The 25,353-nt window shown below is 73.6% G+C and carries 18 protein-coding genes; 12 read left to right on the top strand and 6 right to left on the bottom strand.

Annotated elements, in window-relative coordinates:
- Window positions 1-59: 59 nt before the first annotated feature.
- On the top strand, window positions 60-1,370 hold the full coding sequence (locus tag IE273_RS07050) for a sensor histidine kinase (RefSeq protein ID WP_189814282.1): 1,311 nt from the start codon (window positions 60-62) through the stop codon (window positions 1,368-1,370).
- Between the two features lie 212 nt (window positions 1,371-1,582).
- Here IE273_RS07050 and IE273_RS07045 read toward each other — a convergent pair whose 3' ends face one another.
- Window positions 1,583-2,077, bottom strand: a complete 495-nt coding sequence (locus IE273_RS07045) for an SUKH-3 domain-containing protein (RefSeq protein ID WP_189814281.1) — start codon at window positions 2,075-2,077, stop codon at window positions 1,583-1,585.
- A gap of 69 nt (window positions 2,078-2,146) precedes the next feature.
- Window positions 2,147-2,662: a YwqJ-related putative deaminase gene (locus IE273_RS07040; protein ID WP_189814280.1), complete on the bottom strand. Its 516-nt coding sequence runs from the start codon at window positions 2,660-2,662 to the stop codon at window positions 2,147-2,149.
- Between the two features lie 288 nt (window positions 2,663-2,950).
- On the opposite strand from IE273_RS07040, the gene IE273_RS07035 reads away from it, so the two are divergent.
- From IE273_RS07035 to IE273_RS07025, 3 genes are all read left to right on the top strand, one after another.
- The gene (locus tag IE273_RS07035; RefSeq protein ID WP_189814279.1) at window positions 2,951-3,991 is read left to right on the top strand and encodes an SMI1/KNR4 family protein; all 1,041 of its coding nucleotides are present in this window, start codon (window positions 2,951-2,953) and stop codon (window positions 3,989-3,991) included.
- A 10-nt stretch (window positions 3,992-4,001) separates the two neighbouring features.
- On the top strand, window positions 4,002-6,965 hold the full coding sequence (locus tag IE273_RS07030) for an SUKH-4 family immunity protein (protein ID WP_189814278.1): 2,964 nt from the start codon (window positions 4,002-4,004) through the stop codon (window positions 6,963-6,965).
- A 252-nt stretch (window positions 6,966-7,217) separates the two neighbouring features.
- Entirely contained in the window at window positions 7,218-8,105 is an 888-nt protein-coding gene (locus IE273_RS07025) for a cellulose-binding protein (protein ID WP_229887114.1), read from the top strand.
- A gap of 44 nt (window positions 8,106-8,149) precedes the next feature.
- Here IE273_RS07025 and IE273_RS07020 read toward each other — a convergent pair whose 3' ends face one another.
- Window positions 8,150-9,646, bottom strand: coding sequence for an MFS transporter (locus IE273_RS07020; protein ID WP_189814277.1), 1,497 nt, complete (start codon window positions 9,644-9,646; stop codon window positions 8,150-8,152).
- Between the two features lie 444 nt (window positions 9,647-10,090).
- On the opposite strand from IE273_RS07020, the gene IE273_RS07015 reads away from it, so the two are divergent.
- From IE273_RS07015 to IE273_RS07000, 4 genes are all read left to right on the top strand, one after another.
- Window positions 10,091-10,879, top strand: a complete 789-nt coding sequence (locus tag IE273_RS07015) for an ABC transporter ATP-binding protein (RefSeq protein ID WP_058080825.1) — start codon at window positions 10,091-10,093, stop codon at window positions 10,877-10,879.
- Entirely contained in the window at window positions 10,876-13,458 is a 2,583-nt protein-coding gene (locus IE273_RS07010) for an ABC transporter permease (protein WP_189814276.1), read from the top strand. Before IE273_RS07015 ends, IE273_RS07010 begins: the two co-directional genes overlap by 4 nt.
- A 233-nt stretch (window positions 13,459-13,691) precedes the next feature.
- Entirely contained in the window at window positions 13,692-17,222 is a 3,531-nt protein-coding gene (mfd, locus tag IE273_RS07005; RefSeq protein ID WP_189814275.1) for a transcription-repair coupling factor, read from the top strand.
- Between the two features lie 28 nt (window positions 17,223-17,250).
- The gene (locus IE273_RS07000; protein ID WP_189814274.1) at window positions 17,251-17,610 is read left to right on the top strand and encodes a MerR family transcriptional regulator; all 360 of its coding nucleotides are present in this window, start codon (window positions 17,251-17,253) and stop codon (window positions 17,608-17,610) included.
- A gap of 54 nt (window positions 17,611-17,664) precedes the next feature.
- Here the strand turns inward: IE273_RS07000 and IE273_RS06995 are convergent, their stop codons facing one another.
- Window positions 17,665-18,426 carry an SDR family NAD(P)-dependent oxidoreductase gene (locus tag IE273_RS06995; protein ID WP_189814273.1) on the bottom strand — a complete coding sequence of 254 codons (762 nt, stop codon included), beginning with the start codon at window positions 18,424-18,426 and terminating at the stop codon, window positions 17,665-17,667.
- A gap of 222 nt (window positions 18,427-18,648) precedes the next feature.
- Between IE273_RS06995 and IE273_RS06990 the strand changes: the two genes are divergently transcribed.
- Both IE273_RS06990 and IE273_RS06985 read left to right on the top strand, forming a co-directional pair.
- The gene (locus tag IE273_RS06990; RefSeq protein WP_189814272.1) at window positions 18,649-19,365 is read left to right on the top strand and encodes an HNH endonuclease family protein; all 717 of its coding nucleotides are present in this window, start codon (window positions 18,649-18,651) and stop codon (window positions 19,363-19,365) included.
- Window positions 19,366-19,451: 86 nt separating this feature from the next.
- Window positions 19,452-20,195 (top strand): GNAT family N-acetyltransferase, encoded by a 744-nt coding sequence (locus IE273_RS06985; RefSeq protein WP_189814271.1) that lies wholly within the window; start codon window positions 19,452-19,454, stop codon window positions 20,193-20,195.
- 49 nt (window positions 20,196-20,244) lie between these two features.
- On the opposite strand, the gene IE273_RS06980 is transcribed toward IE273_RS06985, so the two are convergent.
- Complete coding sequence (locus IE273_RS06980) at window positions 20,245-20,997, bottom strand: hypothetical protein (RefSeq protein ID WP_189814270.1); 753 nt, start codon at window positions 20,995-20,997, stop codon at window positions 20,245-20,247.
- Window positions 20,998-21,113: 116 nt separating this feature from the next.
- A complete protein-coding gene (locus IE273_RS06975) occupies window positions 21,114-21,830 on the bottom strand; it encodes an Rv1352/Rv1906c domain-containing protein (RefSeq protein ID WP_189814269.1) in 717 nt (238 codons plus the stop codon).
- A 188-nt stretch (window positions 21,831-22,018) separates the two neighbouring features.
- Between IE273_RS06975 and IE273_RS06970 the strand changes: the two genes are divergently transcribed.
- Window positions 22,019-24,460 (top strand): N-6 DNA methylase, encoded by a 2,442-nt coding sequence (locus tag IE273_RS06970; protein WP_189814268.1) that lies wholly within the window; start codon window positions 22,019-22,021, stop codon window positions 24,458-24,460.
- Window positions 24,461-24,678: 218 nt separating this feature from the next.
- Window positions 24,679-25,341 (top strand): hypothetical protein, encoded by a 663-nt coding sequence (locus tag IE273_RS06965; RefSeq protein WP_189814267.1) that lies wholly within the window; start codon window positions 24,679-24,681, stop codon window positions 25,339-25,341.
- The last annotated feature ends 12 nt before the right edge of the window (window positions 25,342-25,353 follow it).

The raw sequence follows: 25,353 nt of genomic DNA, 5'->3' as shown, positions 1-25,353 counted from the left end.
GTGTGGAGGTAGGCGAAAGTCACCGGAAATGCCGCAGCCGACGCCCGTAGGCTGGAGCCATGACCACGACGGGGGAAGACCACGAGAGGGCGCTGACCGGCCCTTGGTGGTGGGTGAGGCGGCGCAGTGCGGTGTTCGACGGGGGCCTCGCGCTGGTGTCCGCTCTGGAGTGCGCGGCGGAGGGGATTCCGTTCGCGCGGGACGCGGGGATCCCGGTGTCCGTGGGGATCGTGTTCGGTCTGATCGCCGGTTCGGTGCTGCTGGTGCGCCGGAAGTGGCCGATCGCGGTGGTGCTGGTGGCGATCGCGATCACGCCGGCCCAGATGGGTTTCCTGATGGGCGTGGTCGGTCTGTACACGCTGGCCGCGTGTGAGCTGCCGCGGCGGATCATCGGGGCGTTGACGGGGATGTCGCTGCTGGGGACGGCGGTGGTGACGTTCGTGCGGGTGCGGCAGGGCACGTCGCGCGGGGACCTGACGCTGGGTGACTGGTTCGTGCCGTTCGCGGCGGTGACGACGGCGTTGGGGCTGACGGCTCCGCCGGTGTTGCTGGGGCTGTACGTGGGGGCGCGGCGGCGGTTGATGGAGAGCTTGCGGGAGCGGGCGGACAGTCTGGAGCGGGAGCTCCAGTTGCTCGCGGAGCGGGCGGAGGAGCGGGCCGAGTGGGCGCGCAACGAGGAGCGGACGCGGATCGCCCGGGAGATGCATGACGTGGTCGCGCACCGGGTGAGTCTGATGGTGGTGCACGCGGCGGCGTTGCAGGCGGTGGCCCGGAAGGATCCGGAGAAGGCGGTGCGGAACGCCGCGCTGGTCGGGGACATGGGGCGGCAGGCGTTGACCGAGTTGCGGGAGATGCTGGGGGTGCTGCGGGCGGGGGAGGGCGCGGGCCGGCGTGCGGCGTCGGCGCCGTTGGCGGTGGTGGGGGAGGCGGCTGCCGCGGCGGCTTCCCGGGTGGCCGAGGCGGAGGGGGCGGTGGAGGGGCCGTGTCTGTCGGAGCTGGACGAGTTGATCGGGCAGTCGGCCGCGGCGGGGATGGTGGTGGATCTGTCGGTCGAGGGGGAGGTGCGGCCGTATGCGGCGGAGGTCGAGCAGACGGCGTACCGGGTGGTGCAGGAGGCGTTGACGAACGTCCACAAGCACGCGGCGGGTGCGAAGACGCGTGTGCGGTTGGCGCACCGGGTGTCGGAGATCGCGATGCAGGTGGAGAACGGGCCGCCGCCGGAGCCGGCGTCGGCGTCGGCGGCGGGGCTGCCGTCGGGTGGGAACGGCCTGGTGGGGATGCGGGAGCGGGTCGTGGCGCTGGGCGGGGTGTTCGTGTCGGGTCCGACGGACGCGGGGGGTTTCCGGGTGTCGGCGGTGATTCCGGCGTAGGGGCGGGCGGCCTCGTCCTGGTGGGGGCATGCGGGGGGAGGGTCGCCGGGCGCCGGTGCCGGCGGGCGGTCGGCCCGGTGCTGCGGCGTATCGGGGTGGGGGCCGACGGTGAGGCGTACCGGGGCGGTCGCGCGGCGGTGGCGTGTACCGGGTGTCAACCGGCGGGGTGACGTGTGCCGGGGTGTGGGCCGGCCGTGGCGTGTGCCGTGGGGTCAGCCGGCTGTGAGGCGGATCGGTTGGATGCCGGTGATGAGGGTGGCCAGGGCGTGGTCGATGTCGGGGCCGAGGTACCAGTCGCCGGTGTGGTCGATGGTGTAGACGCGGCCTTCGGCGTCGATGGCGACGAGGGCGGCGTTGTCGGTCTCCTCGCCGAGGGGGCTGAGTTCGGTGCCGAGGGCGCGGCCGAGGTCGCCGAGGGTGCGGGCGTGGTGGAGGCCGTGGAGGGGGTCGACGTGGAGGCCGGCGGGGGCGATCTGGCGGCCGGGGCCTGCGGGGGTGATGCGCAGGCCGCCGAACTCGGCCCAGGCTTCGACGGCGGCGGGGAACACGGTGTGCCGGTGTCCGGCGGGTGAGGTGTGTTCGCGCAGGGCGTCGGCCCAGATCTCGGCCTGCTTTATGTCCCAGCGTCCGGGTTGCCAGCCGGCGGCGCGCAGGGCGGCGTCGACGGGTACGGGGAAGCGGGTGGTGGAGGTGCGGTCGGGGTGCATCTGCCCTTCGATCGTCGTGCGTGCTGGTGGTTCCGGTGGTGGCCGGTGGTGGCCGGTGCGTGCCGGGGGTCAGTCGCCGGTCGCGGTGGAGTCGACGACGCGGACGCCGAAGTGGGCGCTGAGGGCGGTGCAGGCGCGGCAGGGGGCGGCGAAGCTGCCGTGGAGGGGGTCGCCGTCCTCGCGTATGCGGCGGGCGGTGAGTTTGGCGTGTTTGAGGGCCTTGCGGGCTTCGCCGTTGGTCATGGGTCTGCGGGCGGCGCGTTTGCTGCGGGCGGCGTCGGCGGCGGCGATGTGCCGGGAGATGAGGATGGTCTCGGCGCAGCGGCCGGTGAAGCGGTCGCGCTGGTCGCTGGTGAGGGTGTCGAGGAAGTCCTGGACGAGGGGGTGCAGGGCCGGGGGCTGGTCGCTGCGGGCGGCGGTGCCGGTGAGGGTGGCGCCGCGGACGGAGAGGGCGGCGGCGACGGTGGGCAGGATGCCGTCGCGGCGGTGCCGGAGGGTGGGGACGGGGGGTGTGTCGGTGCTGCTCCAGTCGATGCGAGGGTCGCCGGCCCGCACGTCGGTACCTCCGGTCCGCAGAGCATTCATGGTCGTTCTTCCCTCCCCGGGCATCCCCCCGAAGGACACAGGGTGCCAAATGCCGTGGCTGGTGGGAAAGCTGGGGCGGTGCGACACGCCCGTGTCCGGGCGGGTTGTGACGGTGGGGTGACGGCTGGTCACGATGGTGCGGGGCGGGGGGTGCCGGTGGGGGCCGACGGGTGCCGGGGCGGGGATGCGGTGGGCCGGTGACCGGGGGTGGCGTACCGCATAGGCTGTCGCCATCCGCGATCGACACCGCCGTTCAGGCCAGAGAGAACGCCGCAGGGGGCAACCGCCATGACGACAGGTCGGCTCGGGCTGGGTGCGCCGCCCAGCGGCCAGGCCGGTGGACAAGCCGCGCCGCCGAACGCGGCCTACGCCGGGCAGGTCGTGCACTTCCCGGATCCGGTCCGGGCGGCACGTCACCCGAGAGGGGTACGCGTCGATGAGCGGGGTTACCCGGATTTCTCGCCGTACGCGCGCGTGGCGGTGGAGATCGCCGAGCCGCCGGAGGGTTTCGGGGTCGACGAACTGCGGCTGACGGACTACGTGTCGGCGAACGCGGCGCTGGCGGCGGCGCGGCACGAGCTGTGGGACACGGTGCCGGATGTGGCGACGCCGCACGGCTGGACGTGGCATCACGTGGCGGGTACGCGGCGGTTGGAGCTGGTGCCGGTCGAGGTGAAGGCGCTGCTGCGGCATCACGGTGGGGTGGCGACGGCGGCGGTGGACCACGGCAAGCGCGGTACGCGGCCGTTGCAGGAGTCGCGGCCGGCGCATTTCGGGCTGCCGAAGTCGGGTGTGGCGGTGACGGAGGCGCAGGTGCAGGGCGTCGAGGAGGACCTCGGTTACCGGCTGCCGGGCGCCTATCGCTCGTTCCTGAAGGCGGCGGGCGGGTGCGCGCCGGTCGGCACGGCGCTGGACGCCGAGTTGGGGCTGCTGCTGGACCAGCCGTTCTTCACGGTGCGGGACGAGGCGGCGGTCAATGACCTGGTGTACGTGAACAAGTGCCTGCGCGACCATCTGACGAAGGACTACCTGGGTGTGACCTTCGTGCAGGGCGGGCTGCTCGCGGTGAAGGTGAGGGGCGAGCGGGTCGGTTCGGTGTGGTTCTGCGCGTACGACGATGTGCGGGACGTCGATCCGTCGTGGTCGCCGGGGGAGCGGGTGGAGCGTCTGCTGCTGCCGTGCGGCGACGATTTCGACGCGTTCCTGTCCCGGCTGGCCGGCAGCCCGCCGGAGTTGGAGACGGTGGCCCATCTGATGGTGGACGGCGGTTTCGCCCGTGTCGTCCCGGTGTCTTCCGGCTCGGCGTCTTCCGGCCCGGTGGGGGAGTGAGCTGCGAGCGATGGTGACGTACGCGCAGGCGCAGGAGCGCGCCGAGGAGTGGATCAACGGCGACGTGCCCGCGTACCAGCACCGTGAGGTGCGGGTGCGGGAGTTCGAGCTGGGGTTCGTGGTGTGGGGCGAGGACCGGGCGGAGGGTCCGCGTTCGGACGCGGGCGGCCAGCGGCTGGTCATCGCCCGGGACAGCGGGGAGGCGACGCTGTGGCCCGCGCTGCCGGTGGGTGAGGTGATCCGCCGGTACGAGGAGGAGTACGGCCGCGCCGACGAGCCGCGGGACGCGGTGCCGGCGCCTGCCCCCGCGCGGTTGGACCTGAACCAGACGTCGTTCCTGCTGACTCCTCCGGAGTGGTTGCAGGAGGCGGCGGACAAGCTGGGGCTGGGGGAGCGGCGGACGGAGGGGGCGGGTTCGCCGGGCTCGGCCGCGGAGGCGCCCGCCGACCGGAGTTCGGCTCCGGCCGGTGGCATGACTCCTGCCGGGGGTACGGCCGGTGGCCTGGCCCCTGCCGGGGGTACGGCCGGTGGCCTGGCCCCTGCCGGGGGTACGGCCGGTGGTACGGCGTCGGGTGCGGCCTCCTCCGGCGGCCCCGGAGTGGCCGGGACGCGGGCCGGGGTGCCCGTGGGAGCGGATGTGCCCGCGGGGGCCACGCCGTGGGCCGGTACCGACACGAACGCCGGGCCGGGTGAGGACGACCGTTCCGTGCCGCTGCCCGCGACGGTGTTCGCTCCGCCGTTGGGCGACGCGGACGAGGCGCCGCGTCCGCCCGCGGTCGCGCCGGACGCGCCGACCGCGCTGATGTCGGGCGGCAGCCAGTTGCCGCCGACGGCGGTCGCGCCGGCGCTCGATCTGCCGGGTGCGCAGGGTGGCGCACCGGGGGCGCCTGTCCCGCCGGGTGCGCCGGGCGTCGGACAGGGCAGCATGCCCCCACCGCCGCCGGGCACGCCGGCGTACGGTCATCCGCACGTTCCGCCGGCCCCGGGTACGCCCCCGGCGGGCGTACCGCCCTATCCGCCGGCGCAGGGCACTCCGCCTCCGCCCCCCGCGCCCGCCGGTGCGCCGGGCGCTCCGGCGTACGGCTATCCGCAGGCGCCGCCGCCTCCGGTGGCCCCGGGTGAGCCCGCGCGTCGGCTGGCGCCGAACGCGGGGGAGATCGCGGACGCCGCGACGAGCAAGGCGGCGCCACCGAAGAAGGGGCGCGGTGGGGCAGGCGCGCCGCCTCCGCCGCCGGGTACGCCGGGGAGCGCGGCCACGCCGCCCCCGCCCGCGGGCGGGTACGTGCCGACGCGGCTCGTGTCGTCGCTCGGGCCGGAGGGCCCGGAGGCGCAGGTCGGTCAGGGGAACGCGGACGGGGCGCAGGCGCCGGGTGGTGTGCACCACGCGGCCACGGTCCTGGCCGACCCGAGCCGGCTGGGCGGGCCGGCACCGCAGCATCCGGGCGCATCGGGCGCGCCGGGCATGCCGAACCCGTCCGGTGCCCCTGGGGCCCCCGGCGCCCCAGGGACTCCCGGCGTGCCCCAGCCCCCGGCTGCCTCCGGCCGTCCGGCCGCCCCCGGCGCCCCGCAGCCTCCGAGCGCTCCGGGAACCCCTGGCGCCCCGCAGCCTCCGAGCGCTCCGGGAACCCCCGGAGCTCCCTCCGCTCAGGGTGCCGTGCACCACGCGGCAACCGTCCTGGCCGCTCCGCCGGTGGCCGGGCCTGGCGCACCCCCGCCGCCCGCCCCCGGTATGCCGGGCGCCCCGGGCATGCCCACCCCGCCCGGCGCCCCGGGTGTGCCCCCGGCACCGGGCGCCTCCGCCATGCCTCCCGGCGCTCCGGGCGGTCAGCCGCCCATGCCGCCGGGCCCCGGCATGCCTCCGGGCGCTCCCGGCGTCCAGCCCCCTACGCCTCCCGGCGCCCCCGGTATGCCCCCCAGCGCTCCCGGTGTCCAGCCCCCCATGCCTCCGGGTGGGCCCTTGTCCGGGCAGGGGGCGGCGTACGGGTATCCGCAGCAGGGGCAGCCGACGGTCGGGCCCGGTTACCAGGCCGTGCTGCGGTACCGCGCGCAGGACGGGTCCGAGCAGCAGTTGATCCGGCGTTCGGCGCCGGGGACGCCGCACCCGGAGTGGCAGATCTTCCACGAGCTGCGGGCCATGAACGTGCCGCCGGACCAGGTGCTGGAGCTGCACACGGAGCTGGAGTCGTGCGAGCTGCCGGGGGCGTACTGCGCGCGGATGATCCGGGAGCAGTGGCCGCAGGCGAGGATCGCGAGCATCGCGCCGTACGGCACGGACCACGCGAGCCGGCAGCAGGGCATGCGGCAGTTGCTGGCGCATCAGGGCGAGTTGCACCAGGTGGCGGACGGTCCCGCACGGCCCGCGCCGGTGCGGGCGCCGCTGCAGCCGGTGCAGGTCGCGCCGCCGGTGCCCCCGGAGGGGATCGCGCAGGAGCTGGCCGGGGCGTTCGGGCCGGGGATCTTCCGGTTCGAGCAGCAGGCGGTGTCCCGGCAGGGGGTGCCGCCGATCGTGGCGCACACCCTGGTCGTGGCGGGGCTGCCGCTGGACATGGGCCCGTTCTTCTGGGCGCAGGCGCAGCCGGGCCGCCCGGTGCCGACGCTGGCGGAGCTGGCGGCGGAGCGCGGGGTGCGGCCGGCGGCGGACGCGGGGTCGTACCTCGTCATGGGGACCGACTTCGGCAAGGCGATCTGTGTGCAGTACGGGACGGCGAACATCGTGGCCGTGCCGGTGGAGGCGGGGCCGGGCGGTGCGCCGGTGCCGCCGCAGTTCGTGAACACGGGGCTGCCGGAGTTCACCCGGTGTCTGGCGTTGCTGGGCCGGATGTGGCGCCTCAGGTACGGGCTGAACCAGGAGCAGGCGGGCCGCTGGACCGTCGACTTCCAGGCGCAGCTGGCCGCCCTCGACCCGGCGGCGCTCGGTTCGCCGGAGAGCTGGTGGTCGGTGCTGCTGGAGCAGATGTGGGACGGGCTGTTGTAGCGCGGTCGCCGCCCGGCCGCCGGGTGTGAGCATTCGGGCCCCGCACGCGCGCGTGCGGGGCCCGACGCGTTCTCGGTGAGAGGGCCCGCGCGTTGCACGTGCGGGGCCCGGCGAGTGGGGCGTGAGGGGGCCGTTCGGAGCCGTGGCGTGACATGTCTGCGGAGTGTCGCGTTATGAACCCTTACTCCCGATCCATAAAGATATGCACGAAATCATCCTGTCGTGCAGGTCCGGTGGAGAGGGGTCCCCAGGGTGAGCAGCGCATCGATGCCCCCGCACGGCTTCATGACCGTCCGGGGGCGTGGCTACCGTCCCGACCAGGTCGAGGCGTACCTGGAGGCGCTGTCCGAGGAGCGGGACGCCGCCTGGGAGCGTGCCGCCCGGCTGACCGTGCTCGCCAAGGAGATGGGGGCGGAGGCCGCGCTGTTGCGCGAGATCGTCGCCGAGCTCCCGCCGCAGACGTACGAGACGCTCGGGGAAGGTGCCCGGCAGTTGTACCAGTTCGTGCTCGACGAGGCGGCGGACCTGCTGGAACGCACCCGGCGGGAGGCCGCGGAGGAGGTCGCGCGGGCCGAGGCGGACGCCGGGCGCGTACTCCAGGAGGCGCGGGAGGCGGCGGACGCGGTCCGCGCGGAGGCCGACGAACGCGCCCGTCAGTGGCTCATCGCCGTGCAGGCCGAGGCCGAGGGCATCCGGGTGGGCGCCCGGCGCGCGGTGAAGTCGGGGCGCATGGAGGCGCTCGCGGAGTTGCGCGAGGCGCGCAGGCGCACCGACGGCATGCTCGCCGAGCAGTCCCGGGAGCACGCGGCGCGCTGGGCCCGGGCCGAGTGGGAGGAGGCCGAGCGGATGGCGGAGCTGGACGCCGGGCACGCCGAACGGGCGAGCCGGGCCGAGGCCGCGCTGGCCGAGGGCGAGCGTGCCCTCGCGGAGGCCGAGGAGTACGAGCGCCGTTCCCCGGAGGAGGCGAGCGCGCGTGCCGCGGAGATCATCGCCGAGGCGCGCGCGCAGGAGGAGCGCATCGCCGGGGAGACGGAACGGGTGCTGCGCGAGCACGGCGAGCTGTGGGACGAGATGCAGGCGCACATGGACTCGGTGCGCGAAACCCTCGTCTCGCTGACCGGCAGGGTGGTCCTGGAGTAGCCGTCCGGTCCGGCGCGCGCGAACCCGCGTCGACCCGCGCGGGTTCAGTCCTGGAGCACCGGGAACCGCCGGGGCGCCACCACCAGCAGCACCACGAAGGCCAGGGCCGCCGCGCCCGCCGCGCCGAGGTAGACCGCGTGGACCGCGCCGGCGATGGCCCGCCGGGTCGCCTCGGGGGCCGTGCCGTCGTCCAGCGCGCGGGTGACGGAGTCCAGGTCGCCCGCCCCGTCGAGCCGGGCGGCCAGCACGCCGTTGGCGACGGCGCCGAACAGGGAGGCGCCCAGGGTCTGGCCGGTCTGCCGGCAGAACAGGACCGACGCGGTCGTGGTGCCCCGCTCCGACCAGCCCACGGTCGACTGCACCCCGACGATCAGCGGTAGCTGGAACAGTCCCAGCGCCCCGCCCAGCAGCAGCATCAGCAGCGTCGGCTGCCACCACGACCCGGGGTACGGCAGGAAGGGGAACGCGAACAGGATCAGCGTCGCCAGGCCGATGCCGAGCAGCGCGGTGTCCCGGAAGCCGATCCGCCGGTAGACGTGCTGGCTGAGCGCGGCGGACACCGGCCAGCTCAGCGTCCACACCGACAGCACGAACCCGGCGGCCACCGGCGCGAGCCCGAGCACCGACTGCGCGTACGTCGGCAGGAACACGCTCGGCGCCACCATGAGCAGTCCCAGCGCGCCCAGGGCCAGGTTGACGGCCGCGATCGTCCGGCGCCGCCACACCCAGCCGGGGATGATGGGCGCCGCGGCCCGCCACTCCACCCGCACCACCACGGCGACCAGCGCCAGACCGGTGCCGAACAGGGCCAGCGACGGCGCCGACAGCCACGGCCACGCCACCCCGCCCTGCACCAGCGCGGTCAGCAGCACCCCGCCGCACGCGAACACCGCGAGCGCGCCGGCCCAGTCCACGCGCGCGTGGCGGGCCTCCTCCCGCTCCGGCTCGTGCAGGTGACGCACGATCAGCCACAGGGCGGCGGCGCCGATCGGCAGGTTGACCAGGAAGATCCAGCGCCAGTCGGCGTAGGTGGCGAGCACTCCGCCGAGCCCGGGACCGGCCACCGCGGAGACCGCCCACACCGTGGAGAGCTTGGACTGGATCTTCGGGCGCTCCGCCAGCGGGTACAGATCGGCGGCCAGTGTCTGCACCGTGCCCTGCAATGCCCCGCCGCCCAGACCCTGCACGATCCGGAACGCGATCAGCGCCCCCATGTTCCAGGCGACCGCGCACAGCAGCGAGCCGAGCAGGAACACGGCCGCGCCCACCACGAGCACCGGCTTGCGGCCGAAGGTGTCGGACAGCTTGCCGTACACGGGGAGCGTGACGGTGACGGCGAGCAGGTAGCCGGAGAACAGCCACGAGAAGACGGAGAACCCGCCGAGGTCGCCGACGATCTGCGGTACGGCCGTGGAGACGACGGTGGAGTCGAGCGCGGCCAGTGCCATCGCCAGCATGAGCGCGGCGACCACCGCGCCCCGCCGCCGGGTGTCCTGCCGCCGTCCGGCTCCGCCGCGTACCGCCGGTGTCGTACTCCCCACCGCACACCCCTCCCGTGGCCCCTGCCGGACGCTACCCCGTGCCCCCTGCACGTATCACCGCGACGACAGCTTCCCACGGCGGGCGGGGCTTGACCCTGACGCGGCGGAAGGGTGGAGGGTTTCCGCACCGAAGGGTGGAGGGGACCCCGAGAACGGCTCCACCCGGCGGTGGAGCACCCCTAGGGGTTCCTCCGTACTACGGCTCGGGGAGGGTTCGTCCCGGCGGAGGACGAGAGGGGCCACCGGTGCTCCTTAACCTGGCTTTACGCCGCTGGGGGGCGGCGGACCGCACCGGCGGGGGTGGGGATTTCCCCCGGGCAGGACGGGGCTCCGCACCAGCGCGCGACACCCCCGCCGGCCGCGAGACTCATCGACGTGACCCAGGACGACGCCCGGAGCACGGGGCGTCGACCACGACCTGTCAACCGACATAGGAGACATACCGTGACATCGGCTGTGACCATTCCCAGGCACGGGGGCACTGGAGGGACTACGGCCGTTGCCGCGCGGGCGCGGCAGGTCGTGAAGGCGTACGGGTCCGGGGAGACCCGTGTCGTCGCCCTGGACCACGTCGACGTGGACATCGCCCGCGGCCAGTTCACCGCGATCATGGGCCCCTCCGGGTCCGGCAAGTCCACCCTGATGCACTGCCTCGCCGGCCTGGACACGGTGACGAGCGGTCGGATCCACCTGGACGAGACCGAGATCACCGGCCTGAAGGACAAGAAGCTCACCCAGCTGCGCCGGGACCGGATCGGCTTCATCTTCCAGGCGTTCAACCTGCTGCCGACGCTGAACGCGATCGAGAACATCACGCTGCCCATGGACATCGCCGGCCGCAAGCCCGACCGGGCCTGGCTGGACCGCGTGGTGGAGACCGTCGGGCTCGCCGGGCGCCTCAAGCACCGCCCCACCCAGCTCTCCGGCGGCCAGCAGCAGCGCGTCGCCGTGGCCCGCGCGCTCGCCGCCCGCCCGGAGATCATCTTCGGGGACGAGCCGACCGGGAACCTCGACTCGCGCGCCGGAGCCGAGGTCCTGGGCTTCCTGCGCCGCTCGGTGGACGAACTCGGCCAGACCATCGTCATGGTCACCCACGACCCCGTGGCCGCCTCCTACGCCGACCGCGTGCTCTACCTCGCCGACGGCCGGATCGTCGACGAGATGTACCAGCCGACGGCCGACCAGGTCCTGGACCGCATGAAGGACTTCGACGCCCGGGGGCGCACGTCATGACCGTGCTGAAGACCTCGATGCGCAACTTCCTCGCGCACAAGGGCCGCATGGCGCTGTCGGCGATCGCGGTCCTGCTGTCGGTGGCGTTCGTGTGCGGCACGCTGGTGTTCACCGACACGATGAACACCACCTTCGACAAGCTCTTCCAGGCCACGTCCTCGGACGTCCAGGTCAGCGCCGAGGGCTCCTCCGACACCGGGGAGACCACCTCCCGCACCGGCAAGCCGCCCGTGCTGCCCGCCTCCGTGGTCGGGAAGGTCCGCGAGGCCAAGGGCGTCAGGTCGGCCGAGGGCACGGTGTTCTCCACCTCGGTCACCGTCATCGACGCCGACAAGGACAAGCTGTCGCCCACCAGCGGCGCGCCCACCATCGTCGGAAGCTGGAACGGCAACGACGCCCGCACCATGGAGATCACCTCCGGTACGGCGCCCAAGGGCCCGGACCAGGTGATGGTCGACGCCGACACCGCCGACAAGCACGACCTGAAGCTCGGCGACGAGATCGGCGTGATCACGGCCGTCGGCACGCACCACGCGCGCGTGTCCGGCATCGCCGCCTTCAAGGTCACCAACCCCGGCGCCGCGATCTTCTACCTGGACACCAGGACCGCCCAGCGGACCCTCGTCGGCCGGACCGGCGTCTACACCGACGTCAACGTCATGGCCGCCGAGGGCGTGACCGACGCGCAGCTGAAGAAGAACGTCACCGCCGTCCTCGGCCGCGACTACAAGGTGCAGACCGCCAAGGAGGTCGCCGACGCCAACCAAAAGGATGTCCAGAGCTTCCTGAACGTCATGAAGTACGCGATGCTCGGCTTCGCCGGGATCGCCTTCCTCGTCGGCATCTTCCTGATCATCAACACCTTCTCCATGCTGGTCGCCCAGCGCACCCGCGAGATCGGCCTGCTGCGCGCCATCGGCTCCTCCCGCAAGCAGGTCAACCGGTCCGTGCTGGTCGAGGCGCTGCTGCTCGGCGTCCTCGGCTCGGTGCTCGGCGTCGGCGCGGGCGTCGGCATCGCGATCGGCCTGATGCAGCTCATGGGCCAGATCGGCATGAACCTGTCCACCGACGACCTGACCGTCGCCTGGACCACCCCCGCGATCGGCCTGCTCCTCGGCGTGGTCGTCACCGTCCTCGCCGCCTACCTGCCCGCGCGGCGCGCCGGCAAGGTCTCCCCGATGGCCGCCCTGCGCGACGCGGGCGCCCCGGCCGACGCCAAGGCCGGCGCCGTCCGGGCCGTGACCGGCCTGCTCCTGACCGCCGCCGGCGGCTGGTGCCTGTACGTCGCCGCCACCGCCGACCAGGCCAAGACCGGCTCGGGCTGGCTGGGCCTGGGCGTGGTGGCCACGCTCATCGGCTTCGTCGTCATCGGCCCGCTGCTCGCCGCCGGACTGGTCCGCGTCCTCGGCGCGGTCATCCTGCGCGTCTTCGGGCCCGTCGGCCGCATGGCCGAGCGCAACGCGCTGCGCAACCCGCGCCGCACCGGCGCCACCGGCGCCGCCCTGATGATCGGCCTCGCCCTGGTGGCCTGCCTGTCGGTGGTCGGTTCCTCCATGGTGGCCTCGGCCACCGACCAGCTCGACAAGACTGTGGGCACGGACTTCATCATCCAGGGCGAGCAGGAGTACAACCTGATCAAGCCGCAGATGGTGGAGAAGATCAAGGCCACGCCCGGCCTGGAGCGGGTCACCGAGTACAAGCTCCTGGACGCGTCCCTGACCACGCCGGACGGCCGGGTCACCGAGAAGGAGACCATCAACGCGGCCGACGCGACCTATGTGCAGGACCTGCGCACCAAGACCGTCGCCGGTGACCTCGCCGACGCCTACGAGCCCGACTCGATGTCCGTCTTCGAGGGCTTCGCCAAGGACCACGGCATCAAGCTCGGCTCCACGGTCGCCGTCCACTTCGAGGACGGCCGCACGGCGAAGCTGACCGTCCGCGCGATCACCAGCGACGAGGTCGTCGTCGACAAGGGCGCGATGTACGCCTCCATCGCCACTGTCGCCAAGTACGTCCCGGCCGACCGCATGCCCCTCGACCAGCTGATGTTCGCCACCGCCAAGGACGGGCAGGAAGCCGCCGCCTACAAGGCGCTGAAGTCGGCCCTGCGCGACGACCCGGCGCTGACCGTGCGCGACCAGACCGACTTCAAGAAGGCGCTGAAGGACCAGATCGGCCAGCTGCTGAACATGATCTACGGCCTGCTGGCGCTCGCGATCATCGTCGCGGTCCTCGGCGTGGTGAACACCCTGGCCCTGTCGGTGGTCGAGCGGACCCGGGAGATCGGCCTCATGCGGGCCATCGGCCTCTCCCGCCGCCAACTGCGCCGCATGATCCGCCTGGAGTCCGTGGTGATCGCCGTCTTCGGTGCCCTGCTCGGCCTGGGGCTCGGCATGGGCTGGGGCGCGACCGCCCAGAAGCTCCTCGCCCTGGAGGGCCTGAAGGTCCTGGAGATCCCCTGGCCGACGATCACCGGCGTCTTCATCGGCTCGGCCTTCGTGGGCCTGTTCGCCGCGCTGATCCCGGCGTTCCGCGCGGGCCGCATGAACGTCCTGAACGCCATCGCGACCGACTAGCGGGCCGGCCGCGCGGGCTGGGCCGACGGCCGCCGCACACGGGGGGTGCGGCGGGTGGACCCGGTGCGGGGAGTCCTGAGGGACTTCCCGCACCGGGTTCGCGCTGTCCGGCCGCCCGGGGTTGTCCACAGCCCCCCGCACCGCCGCCCGCGCCGTCGTACGCTGGACAGCCCCGGCCCGTCACACGAGTCGGGCCCTTCGTGTTGCCGACCCCCTGGACGGAAAGCCCCTCCATGAGCCTGCACGGTCTGCTCGACGCCGTAGTCAAGGACCCCGCCCTCGCGGAAGCGATCAGGGCGGCGGCGGACGGCAACCGCCCGCACGTCGACCTGGTCGGCCCCCCGGCCGCCCGCCCCTTCGCCATCGCCGCCCTGGCCCGTGAGGCCGGCCGCCCGGTGCTGGCGGTCACCGCGACCGGCCGGGAGGCCGAGGACCTCGCCGCCGCCCTGCGCTCCCTGCTGCCCGAACAGGGCGTCGTGGAGTACCCCTCCTGGGAGACCCTCCCGCACGAGCGGCTCAGCCCCCGCAGCGACACCGTCGGCCGCCGCCTCGCCGTCCTGCGCCGCCTCGCCCACCCCAGCCCCGACGACCCCGAGACCGGCCCGGTCTCCGTCGTCGTGGCCCCCGTGCGCTCCGTGCTCCAGCCGCAGGTCAAGGGCCTCGGCGACCTGGAACCGGTGGCCCTGAGGACCGGCCGGAGCGCCGACCTGAACGGCGTCGTCGAAGCCCTCGCCGCCGCCGCGTACGCGCGCGTGGAGCTGGTCGAGAAGCGCGGCGAGTTCGCCGTGCGCGGCGGCATCCTGGACGTCTTCCCGCCCACCGAGGAACACCCCCTGCGCATCGAGTTCTGGGGCGACGACGTCGAGGAGATCCGCTACTTCAAGGTCGCCGACCAGCGCTCCCTCGAAGTCGCCGAGCACGGCCTGTGGGCGCCCCCGTGCCGCGAGCTGCTGCTCACCGACGACGTCCGCGCACGCGCGCGTGCCCTCGCCGAGGAACACCCGGAGCTCGGTGAACTCCTGAACAAGATCGCCGAGGGCATCGCGGTCGAGGGCATGGAGTCCCTGGCCCCGGTCCTGGTGGACGACATGGAGCTGCTGCTCGACGTCCTGCCCAAGGGCGCCATGGCCGTCGTCTGCGACCCGGAGCGGGTCCGCACCCGCGCCGCCGACCTCGTCGCCACCAGCCAGGAGTTCCTCCAGGCGTCCTGGGCGGCCACCGCCGGCGGCGGCGAGGCCCCGATCGACGTCGGCGCGGCCTCCCTGTGGTCCATCGCCGACGTCCGCGACCGCGCGCGCGAGCTGAACATGATGTGGTGGTCCGTGTCGCCGTTCGCGGCCGACCTGGAGCTGGAGGCGGACACCCTCAAGCTCGGCATGCACGCCCCCGAGACCTACCGCGGCGACACCGCGCGGGCCCTCGCCGACACCAAGGGCTGGCTCGCCGACGGCTGGCGCGCGGTGTTCGTCACCGAGGGCCACGGCCCGGCCGCGCGCACGGTGGAGGTCCTCGGCGGCGAGGGCATCGCCGCCCGCCTCGACAACGACCTCGGCGAGCTCAGCCCCTCCGTGGTGCACGTCTCCTGCGGCTCGATCGAGTACGGCTTCGTGGACCCGGCACTCAAGCTCGCCGTGCTCACCGAGACCGACCTGTCCGGGCAGCGCACCGCCACCCGCGACGGCGCCCGGATGCCGGCCCGCCGCCGCAAGACCATCGACCCGCTCACCCTGGAGCCGGGCGACTACATCGTCCACGAGCAGCACGGCGTGGGCCGCTACATCGAGATGGTGCAGCGCACCGTCCAGGGCGCCACCCGTGAGTACCTGGTCGTGGAGTACGCGCCCGCCAAGCGCGGCCAGCCCGGCGACCGGCTGTACATCCCGACCGACCAGCTGGAGCAGATCACCAAGTACGTCGGCGGCGAGGCACCCACCCTGCACCGCCTGGGCGGCGCCGACTGGACGAAGACCAAGGCGCGCGCGAAGAAGGCCGTCAAGGAGATCGCCGCCGACCTGATCAAGCTCTACAGCGCCCGCATGGCCGCCCCCGGCCACGCCTTCGGCGCCGACTCCCCCTGGCAGCGGGAGCTGGAGGACGCCTTCCCCTACGCGGAGACCCCCGACCAGCTCACCACCATCGCCGAGGTCAAGGAGGACATGGAGAAGTCGGTCCCCATGGACCGCCTGGTCTGCGGCGACGTCGGCTACGGCAAGACCGAGATCGCGGTCCGGGCCGCCTTCAAGGCCGTACAGGACGGCAAGCAGGTCGCCGTCCTCGTCCCCACGACCCTGCTGGTGCAGCAGCACTTCGGCACGTTCTCCGAGCGGTACGGACAGTTCCCGGTGAACGTGCGGGCGCTGTCCCGCTTCCAGACCGACACCGAGGCCAAGGCCGTCCTGGAAGGACTGAAGGACGGCTCGGTGGACGTCGTCATCGGCACCCACCGCCTGTTCTCCTCGGAGACCAAGTTCAAGGACCTGGGCCTGGTCATCGTCGACGAGGAGCAGCGCTTCGGCGTCGAGCACAAGGAGCAGCTGAAGAAGCTCCGCGCCAACGTCGACGTGCTGACCATGTCCGCCACCCCGATCCCGCGCACCCTGGAGATGGCGGTCACCGGCATCCGCGAGATGTCCACGATCACCACACCCCCGGAGGAGCGCCACCCGGTGCTCACCTTCGTCGGGCCCTACGAGCAGAAGCAGATCGGCGCCGCCATCCGCCGCGAACTGCTGCGCGAGGGCCAGGTCTTCTACATCCACAACCGCGTCGAGTCCATCGACCGCGCGGCGGCCAGGCTCCGCGACATCGTCCCCGAGGCACGCATCGCCACGGCCCACGGCCAGATGTCGGAGTCCGCGCTGGAGCAGGTGGTCGTCGACTTCTGGGAGAAGAAGTTCGACGTCCTGGTCTCGACCACGATCGTCGAGTCCGGCATCGACATCTCCAACGCCAACACCCTCATCGTGGAGCGCGGCGACACCTTCGGCCTGTCCCAGCTGCACCAGCTGCGCGGCCGGGTCGGCCGGGGCCGCGAGCGCGGCTACGCGTACTTCCTGTACCCGCCGGAGAAGCCGCTGACGGAGACCGCGCACGAGCGCCTGGCGACGATCGCCCAGCACACCGAGATGGGCGCGGGCATGTACGTGGCGATGAAGGACCTGGAGATCCGCGGCGCCGGCAACCTGCTCGGCGGCGAGCAGTCCGGGCACATCGCGGGCGTCGGCTTCGACCTGTACGTCCGCATGGTCGGCGAGGCCGTCGCGGACTACCGGCGGCAGCTGGAGACCGGCGGGATCGAGGAGGAGCCGCCGCTGGAGGTCAAGATCGAGCTGCCGGTCGACGCGCACGTTCCGCACGACTACGCGCCCGGCGAGCGCCTGCGCCTCCAGGCGTACCGCTCGATCGCCTCGGCCAGCTCCGAGGAGGACATCAAGGCCGTCCGCGAGGAACTCACCGACCGTTACGGCAAGCTGCCCGAGCCGGTGGAGAACCTGCTGCTGGTCGCCGGGCTGCGGATGCTCGCGCGCGCGTGCGGCGTCGGCGAGATCGTCCTCCAGGGCACCAACATCCGCTTCGCGCCGGTGGAACTGCGCGAGTCGCAGGAGCTGCGGCTCAAGCGGCTCTACGCGGGCACGGTCATCAAGTCCACCGCGCACCAGGTGCTGGTCCCGCGCCCGAAGACCGCGAAGGTGGGCGGCAAGCCGCTGGTCGGCCGCGAACTGCTGGCCTGGGTCGGCGAGTTCCTCACCTCCATCCTGGGGTGACGGCCGGTGTACGGGGGCGGGGGCGCGCGTGCGGATCGGTGAGCTGGCCGAGGCGACCGGTACGACACCGCGCGCCCTGCGCCACTACGAGCAGCAGGGCCTGATCACCTCCGCGCGCACCGCCAACGGCTACCGCGCGTACGACACCGGTACGGCCGTCCGGGTCCGCAACATCCGCCGGCTGCTGGAGGCGGGCCTCACCCTGGACGACGTACGGGCGTTCCTGCCCTGCCTGGACGGCGACGTCACCGCCGGCCCGGCCTCCGCCAGGGCACTGAAGGTCGCCCGGGACCGGCTGGCCGTACTCGACGCGCGCATCTCCGCCCAGACGGCGGTCCGGCAACGACTGGCGGCGGCGTTGCGGGAGGCGGGCGACGCGGTGCCCTGAGCGGACCGGTCCGGGCGAGCACGCGGACCGGTCCGGGTGAGCACACGAACCGGGTCAGGCGACCACCGCGCCGCCGTCCACCGGCAGCACCACGCCCGTCACGAACGACGCCCCGGGGGAGGCGAGCCGGGTGATGGCCCAGGCGACCTCCTCGGGGCGGCCGATCCGGCCGAGCGGGGTGTGGTCGAGCTGCCACCTGCGCAGGGCGGCGCGCTGCTCGGGGGTGAAACCGGCGTGGTCGGCGACCGGGGTCTCGATCGCGCCCGGCGCCACGGCGACCACCCGGACGCCGTGCGGCGCCAGTTCCACCGCCCAGCTGCGGGTCAGCGTCTCCAGCGCCGCCTTGCCCGCCGCGTACAGGGAGTTGCCGGGCCAGGCGCGCTGGCCCACGGAGGTGGTCACGTTCACCACGACACCCCGGCTCCCGGTCAGCGCGGGCAGCGCCGCCTGGGTGAGCAGCACGGGCGCGAGGAGATTGGTCTCCAGCAGCGGCCGTACCGACGCGCGCGTGTAGCCGCGCAGGGAGTCGGCGGTGACGACGGCCGCGTTGTTGACGAGCACGTCGATCCGGCCGTACCGCTCCAGCGTGGCCCGTACGACGGTCTCCGGCCCGTCCTCGGCGGTCAGGTCGGCGGACAGGGGCGTGATCCCGGGGTGCCCCTCGGCGGTCTCGGCCAGGGGCGCGGCCCGGCGGCCCACGGCGACGACCCGGGCGCCCTCGGCGGCGAACGCGCGCGCGGTGGCGCGGCCGATGCCGGTGCCGGCGCCGGTCACGAGGACGGTACGGGGGCCTTGGGGGCGGCTGTTCTCGGTCATGCGAGGATCGTCGGACCCTGCCGCCAGTGACAAGGTCAAGCCCGGCCGGGGGGCGCGCGTGGACGGCAACGGCCCGTCATCTTCTCCGACTCGCGCCCGGTTTGCTTCCTGGCGGCCCCTTCGCGCGCGCATCTGATGGGCCGTGGAGGGAAGTTACGGTGGTGAGCGGAACGATCCGCCCGCGTCCGCGGGGCGGGCCAGGGTGAGTGAGGGAGACGCACTGTGACGCGTCCGAAGGGCGGAGCGGCCATCGCCGTGGCGGTGCTGGTCGCCGTGACCGGCTGCACGGCCGAGCAGACCGGGGGGGCCTCCGGGCCCGCGAAAGGCGGGGGCGGGGGCGCGGCCCTGGCCGCCGCCGACTCGCTGACCGTCAAGGGGCGCGCACCGAAGACCGGTTACTCCCGGGAGCGGTTCGGCGCCGCCTGGGCGGACACCGACTCGAACTCCTGCGACACCCGCGACGACATCCTCAAACGCGACCTGAAGCAGGTGCGCTTCACCGGCGGCAGATGCAAGGTCTCCTACGGCCTGCTGGACCCCGACCCCTACTCCGGCAAGGACATCACCTACCGGCGCGGTCGCAGCCAGGTCGACATCGACCACATCGTCGCCCTCTCCGACGCCTGGCAGAAGGGCGCCAAGTACTGGGACCCCAGCAAGCGCATAGCGCTGGCCAACGACCCCCTGAACCTCCTCGCGGTCGACGCGAGCACCAACCGCGGCAAGGGCGACGGCGACGCGGCCACCTGGCTGCCGCCCGACACGTCCTACCGGTGCGCCTATGTCGCCGCCCAGGTCGCGGTCAAGAAGAAGTACGGGCTGTGGGTCACCGCCGCCGAGCGGACCGCCATGAAGAAGGTCCTCGCCGGCTGCCCGGACCAGAAGCTCCCCGCCGGCGGCAACCCCACCAAGGCGCCCGAGCGGTTCCGGGCCCGGTGACCCGTACGGGCGCCGGCCGCGTCGCCGTCCCGACCGCCCGCCACATCGCTGTCCCGCCCGGGGAGGCACCGCCTACCGTGACCGTCATGGACATCATGGTGAGCAGCCTCGCCGAGCGGCCCGACCGGCTCCCGGCGGTGCTCGGCATGACCGACACCTGGCCCGAGTTCGTCACCCACGACCTCGTGGGCAACGCCCACTACGGCCGCATTCCCACCGAACTGCCGGAGTACACCCTGTTCGCCGAGGACGCGGACGGCCAGGTCGTCGCCCACGCCTACAGCGTGCCGTTCGCCCTCGACCTGGACGGCCGGCGCACCCTGCCGGCCCGGGGCTGGGACCAGGTCCTGGTGTGGGCCTTCGCCGACCTGCGCCACGGCACCCGCCCGGACACCGTCAGCGCCATCGCGGTCACCATCGCCCCGCACGCCCAGGGCCGGGGCCTGTCGTCCGTCATGGTCTCGGCGATGCGCGACAACGCCCGTGCCCGCGGCTTCCGCGAGGTCGTCGCCCCCGTCCGCCCCAACGCCAAGCACCGCGAGCCGCACACCCCGCTCGCCGCGTACGCCCACCGGGCCCGCCCCGACGGGCTGCCCGAGGACCCCTGGCTGCGCGTGCACGCCCGGGCCGGCGCCACCATCGACTCCATCGCCCCGGCCTCCATGACCGTGACCGGCTCGCTGGAGGAGTGGCGCCGCTGGACCGGGCTGCCCTTCGACACGGCGGGCGACGTCGAGGTGCCCGGCGCGCTGGTCCCGGTCCGCTGCGCACCGGAGCACGGCTACGCCGTCTACACCGAGCCCAACGTGTGGATGCGGCACCCGTTGTGACGCCGCGCCAGGCCCTTCCCGGCACCGGCTGTTCCCGCGCGTTCGACTGTCACAGCGCGTCCAGGTCGACGATCTCGCCCGCGGGCTTGTGCGCGGGCACCGGCTTGCCGTAGTCGACGAACGACAGGTGCTCCGGCTCCTTCCCGCCGGACACGCTGTCGACCCGCAGCAGGTACGGCTTGCCCTCGGTCGCCACGTACGCCGTGTAGCGCTCCTTGCCGTCCTTCTCCTGCAGGGTGATCGCGGGCGTGCCGTCGACCCGCGTGGTCCTGCCGCGGGCGGTGCCCGCCGTGCCGCCGTCGCTCAGGTCGCCGAGGACCGAGTCCAGGTCGCAGAAGCTCGCGATGTCCTTGGCGTCCTGGCCCTTCACGGCCATCTTGGTCCACTTCCCGGCCAGCATGTCCACGGCCGCCTGCGTGTCCTCCTTGGACTCGCCCTTGCTCTGGGCGCGCAGGAACGCCTCGTCGTACTTCATGTAGACGGTGCTGCCCGTCTTGATCAGGTCGGCCTTGCCCTCGCCGTCCATGCTCATCGTGCCGGCGCACTCGCCGGCGTGGTTGATCGCCATGTCGATGTCGATGACGCCCTTGCTCTCGTCGTCGGTGACCCGGCCCTTGAGCCGTACGGAGGTGGCATCGGTGGTGGCCTTCAGCGCGCGCTCGGCGATCTGGCCGCCGCTCAGCCCGGCGAACGGGCCCTTCGGCTTGCTGTCCGCCGAGTCCTGCCCCGGCCGGCAGCCGGTGGTGAGTCCCGCCGTGGCCGCGGCGGCGAGACAGAGGGCGGCGAGTGCGGTACGACGCATGACGGTTCCTTGCTGAGAGGAGTGGGCGGTGAGCGGGGAGCCGCGGGGGCTCCGTGGAGTGTGGTGGTGCGGGACCGGCGCGGGTGTCGTGGCCCGCGCCGGGGTGAGCGGACGGGTCAGGCCTTCTTCCAGGTGCCGCAGTCGTTCGTCTTGAAGTAGGCGTCCGACGGGCTGATGGTGACGACGGCCGTACCGGTGACGTTGTTGTTGGCGATGATCGAGTCCAGCCCGTGGCCGGCGTCCTTCGTACGCTCCCAGTAGCAGGAGTCGTCGGCGTTGCCGGTCGACCTGTAGGTGCCCGGCGCGATGTCCGTACCGACCTTGAACATGCCCCCGTCGCCGTCCATCGAGGAGGCGGGCGTGCCCTTCGCCTTCGGGTCCACGGCCTCCCAGTCCGCGCAACCGCTGGACTTGAACAGCTTGTCGGTGGACTTGATGGTCACGTAACTCGTGCCGCTGACATTGTCGTTGGCGAGCAGGGAGTCGAGTTCGCCGGAGGCGTCCTTGGCGCGCTCCCAGTAGCACATGCCGTCGTCGTTGCCGGTCGTGCGGTACGTCCCCGGCTTCACGTCGGTACCGACCTGGTACTCGCCGTCGCCCCCGAAGGCGGCCTTCTTCTCCTCGGACTTCGCGTCGGACTTCACCGCGTCGGACTTCTCGGCACCCCCCGAGTCCTTCGCGCCGCCGGACTTGTGCTCGGCCGACGCCGAGGACCCCTTGTCGCCACCGCCGGAACCGCCGTCCTTGCCGTCGCTGCCGGCGTTGGCGGACACGGCGCCGATGACGACGATCCCCACGACGGCACCGAGCGCGACCTTGGCCTTCATACCCATGGCGAAGCCCTCCCCACATACTGCGGCCTCCCCCTCCGGCGACCGCTTGTTCGCTGGGTCAATAACAGCAGAGCTTGTGAACCGAGTCAACACGGTTCACACGTAGATGGGAGTACACGCCGTGAACTCCCGGATCTTGTGTACGTCGGTATGCTCGGTGCTCACATGGGACGAGGGGAGCGGGGCCGGTGCAGGACAACGCGACAGAGGTGACCGCGGCCGGTATCGCGCGGCTGGCCGGAGTGGGCCGGGCCGCCGTCAGCAACTGGCGCCGTCGGCACGCCGACTTTCCGAAGCCGGTGGGCGGCACCGAGACCAGCCCGTCCTTCGCGCTCGCCGAGGTCGAGGCGTGGCTGCGCAAGCAGGGGAAACTCGCCGAGGTGCCGCTGCGCGAACGCGTCTGGCAACAACTCGCCGGGCACCCGGAAGGACCGCTGCCGGCCCTGGTGCACACCGGCTGTGTCCTGCTGCTGATCCACGAGCGGCCCACCGTCTGGCTCGACGCGAGCGCGGGCTCCGAAGCACGGCTGGCCGCGATCCTGTCCGGGGCGCTGGACCAGGTGCTGATCCCGCGGCTCGGCGGACCGGCCGGACCGGCCGGACCGGCCGGGCGGGCGGGGCGTGGGGCACGGTGGGCTGGTGTGGAGCCGGGGCCTGGGGGCGCTGATGTGAAAGCGGCTGCCGACGCTGGCGGTGTGAGCGCAGGTGATGGCGCTGGGGGTGTGAACGCCGGTGATGCCGCGGGGGGTGTGAACGCCGGTGGCGACGCCGAGGGTATGAACGAGGCTGCGCACGCCGGAGCTGTGAACGCGGAGGCGCTGACCGGGGGTGTGAACCCGGGGGCTCGGGCCGGCCGCGTGAACCCCGCCCTCACGACTCCCGCCGTGAACACCGCACCGACGCCCTCGCCTGTGAACACCCCGCCAACTATTCACACGGCGCAGCCCGTTCACGCGGCCCCAGCCACCTCCACCCCCCGAGCCACCCCCACCCCTCAAGCCACCCCGGCCCTCCGCACCCCCACCGGCCCCCAACTCCTCCTCTCCGCCCCCCTCCTGCGCGGTGCCGCCGAGCTGGCCGCCGAAATGGGGGCGCGGCAGGCGTTCGAGTTCCTGCTGGGCCGGCACCTGGACGCCAACCCCCGCCAGTACACGCTCACCCCGGCCGAACTCGCCGGTCTCATGGCCGACCTCGCCGGCCCGGCCCGCACCGTCCTCGACCCGGCCTGCGGCACCGGCGCGCTGCTGCGCGCCGTGGCCACCCGGCCCGACCAGGAGCTGTACGCCCAGGACAGCGCCCCCGAACTCGCCGCGATCAGCGCGTTGCGGCTCGCCCTGCACAGCCGGGCCACCGTGCGCGCCGCCGCCGGCGACACCCTGCGCGCGGACGCGTACCCCGGGCTGCGCGCCGACGTGGTCCTGTGCCATCCGCCGTTCAACGAGCGGAACTGGGGCCACGACGAACTCGCCTACGACCCCCGCTGGGAGTACGGCTTCCCGGCCCGCACCGAGTCCGAACTGGCCTGGGTGCAGCACGCGCTGGCCCGGCTGACCGACGGCGGCACCGCCGTACTGCTCATGCCGCCGGCCGCCGCCTCCCGCCGTTCCGGGCGCCGGATCCGCGCCGATCTGCTGCGCCGGGGCGCGCTGCGGGCCGTGGTCGCGCTGCCGGTCGGGGCGGCACCGCCGTACAACATCCCGTTGCACCTGTGGGTGCTGCGCCGGCCCGACCGGGCGCCGGCGACCCCCGAGGTGCTGCTCGTGGACACCGGGAGGTTCGCCGGGGAGGGGCGGGGCGGACCGGACTGGGAGGCGGTACGGGAGGCCGTGACGGACGCCTGGGGCGCCTTCACGCGCGCGGGGCACCTCGCGGAGCGGCCGGGACTCGCCCGTTCCGTGCCGGTCATCGACCTCCTGGACGACGACGTCGACCTGGCACCCGCCCGCCATCTGCCGCCGGCCGCCGTGGCCGACGGCGCGGAGCAGCTCACGCGGGTGCGCGAGCGCCTGGGCGCGACCCTGCGCCTGACCGCCGACCTCACCCCGCCCCCGGCCGACCCGTCGCCGGCCGCGCGCTGGCCGCTCACCACGATCGGCGAACTCGCGCGCGGGGGCGCGCTGGTGATGCGCACCGGCGGAAACGGCGGCCACGCGCGCGTGCCGGTGCTCACCGACCATGACGTCCTCGCCGGAACGGCGCCTTCGGGCACGCTTCCGGAGAGCGAGGAGGAGGCCGTACTGACCGAGCCGGGCGATGTCGTCGTACCGGTGCTCGGCGGGGGATCGGTGGCGCGCGTGATCGACGAGGCGACCGGGGGCGCGGTCGTGGGGCGCAACCTCGTGCTGCTGCGCCCGGACCGGACGGCGCTCGACCCGTGGTTCCTCGCCGGGTTCCTGCGGGGTACGGCCAACAACCGGCAGGCCAGCAGCTACGCCTCCACGGCGACCCGGCTGGACGTGCGCCGGCTCCAGTTGCCCCGGCTCCCGCTGGAGGAACAGCGGCGCTACGGCGACCGGTTCCGCGCGCTGGACGAGTTCGAGCGGGCGCTCCGGCACGCGAGCCGGCTCGGGGAACAGCTCGTGCGCGGCATGTACGACGGACTGACGGACGGCACGGTCACACCCGACTGAACCCGCCCGACCGGGCCCGCCCGACCGGACCCGCCCGGCCGAGCAGGCCCGGCCGCACCGCGTGAAGCGACCGAACCACGTGAAGTGATCGGTGCGACAACGGTTCGGTACAACCCGGGACCCGTTGTCCTTGTCGGCCTATACGCTCGGACTCCGACCGGGACACCGCGTCCCGTCGGCGTCCGTCCCACTCGGTCCCACTCGGTCCAGGAGCAGTCATGTACGGCCACGGCACGGCGCCGCCTCCCCGCAGCGCGGGAAAGGTCATCTCCCTGCGCGTGATGTTCGCTGCGGCCGGGGCGCTCACCTGTGGACTGCTGTCGTGCCTGCCGTTGTTCCGGGTGGCCTTCGTGCGGGGCCGCTGGTTCGACTGGCTGACCGCCTGGCTGAGCCTGCCGCTGTCCGTCATCGGGTTCGTGGTGGTCGGTGAACTGCCGGAGGAGGACTGGCGCAGTGACGTCGCCCTGGGCCTGCTCATGCTCCTCGGTGTGGCGTCCGCGGTGTACTACCTGGTCGTGGACATCCGGGTGCACCAGCCACAGCGGTTCGCCGGGTTCGCCCCCGCGCACGCCACCACCCACGCCCCGCCCGGCACCGGACCCTACGGCTTCGGGCACGGGACGCCGCCGTACCCGGCGCCCGTACCGGCCCCGCAGCACCCCGTACCGCCCGCGCACCCCACGCCGGTACCCCAGCCGCACAACCGGATACCCGGGCCGCCGCACACCGGGGCGGTGCCCCCGGCCGCCGTGCCGCGGACCGAGCCGCCCCGGCGCCCCGCGCCCGCCCGCATCGACCAGGTACGCGCCGAACTGGACGAACTCAGCGACTACCTGCGCCGGCACGACGGCCACGGGGGCCACGGCGAGGGCGGACGGTGACCGTGACGACAG

Origin of the sequence: Streptomyces olivaceoviridis, assembly GCF_014650115.1 — a bacterium.
Taxonomy (GTDB): Bacteria; Actinomycetota; Actinomycetes; order Streptomycetales; family Streptomycetaceae; genus Streptomyces; species Streptomyces olivaceoviridis.
Note: the sequence above shows the minus strand (reverse complement) of the source record. Positions and strands in the feature narration are given on the sequence as shown.

Bases quoted from the DNA above. Each gene is read 5' to 3' on its own strand.
- IE273_RS07035 (WP_189814279.1), top strand. From the start codon at position 2,951: ATGACGACAGGTCGGCTCGGGCTGGGTGCGCCGCCCAGCGGCCAGGCC.
- IE273_RS07045 (WP_189814281.1), bottom strand. From the start codon at position 2,077: ATGCACCCCGACCGCACCTCCACCACCCGCTTCCCCGTACCCGTCGAC.
- IE273_RS07050 (WP_189814282.1), top strand. From the start codon at position 60: ATGACCACGACGGGGGAAGACCACGAGAGGGCGCTGACCGGCCCTTGG.
- IE273_RS07010 (WP_189814276.1), top strand. From the start codon at position 10,876: ATGACCGTGCTGAAGACCTCGATGCGCAACTTCCTCGCGCACAAGGGC.
- IE273_RS06975 (WP_189814269.1), bottom strand. From the start codon at position 21,830: ATGGGTATGAAGGCCAAGGTCGCGCTCGGTGCCGTCGTGGGGATCGTC.
- mfd (WP_189814275.1), top strand. From the start codon at position 13,692: ATGAGCCTGCACGGTCTGCTCGACGCCGTAGTCAAGGACCCCGCCCTC.
- IE273_RS06965 (WP_189814267.1), top strand. From the start codon at position 24,679: ATGTACGGCCACGGCACGGCGCCGCCTCCCCGCAGCGCGGGAAAGGTC.
- IE273_RS06985 (WP_189814271.1), top strand. From the start codon at position 19,452: ATGGACATCATGGTGAGCAGCCTCGCCGAGCGGCCCGACCGGCTCCCG.
- IE273_RS07030 (WP_189814278.1), top strand. From the start codon at position 4,002: ATGGTGACGTACGCGCAGGCGCAGGAGCGCGCCGAGGAGTGGATCAAC.
- IE273_RS07040 (WP_189814280.1), bottom strand. From the start codon at position 2,662: ATGAATGCTCTGCGGACCGGAGGTACCGACGTGCGGGCCGGCGACCCT.
- IE273_RS06980 (WP_189814270.1), bottom strand. From the start codon at position 20,997: ATGCGTCGTACCGCACTCGCCGCCCTCTGTCTCGCCGCCGCGGCCACG.
- IE273_RS06995 (WP_189814273.1), bottom strand. From the start codon at position 18,426: ATGACCGAGAACAGCCGCCCCCAAGGCCCCCGTACCGTCCTCGTGACC.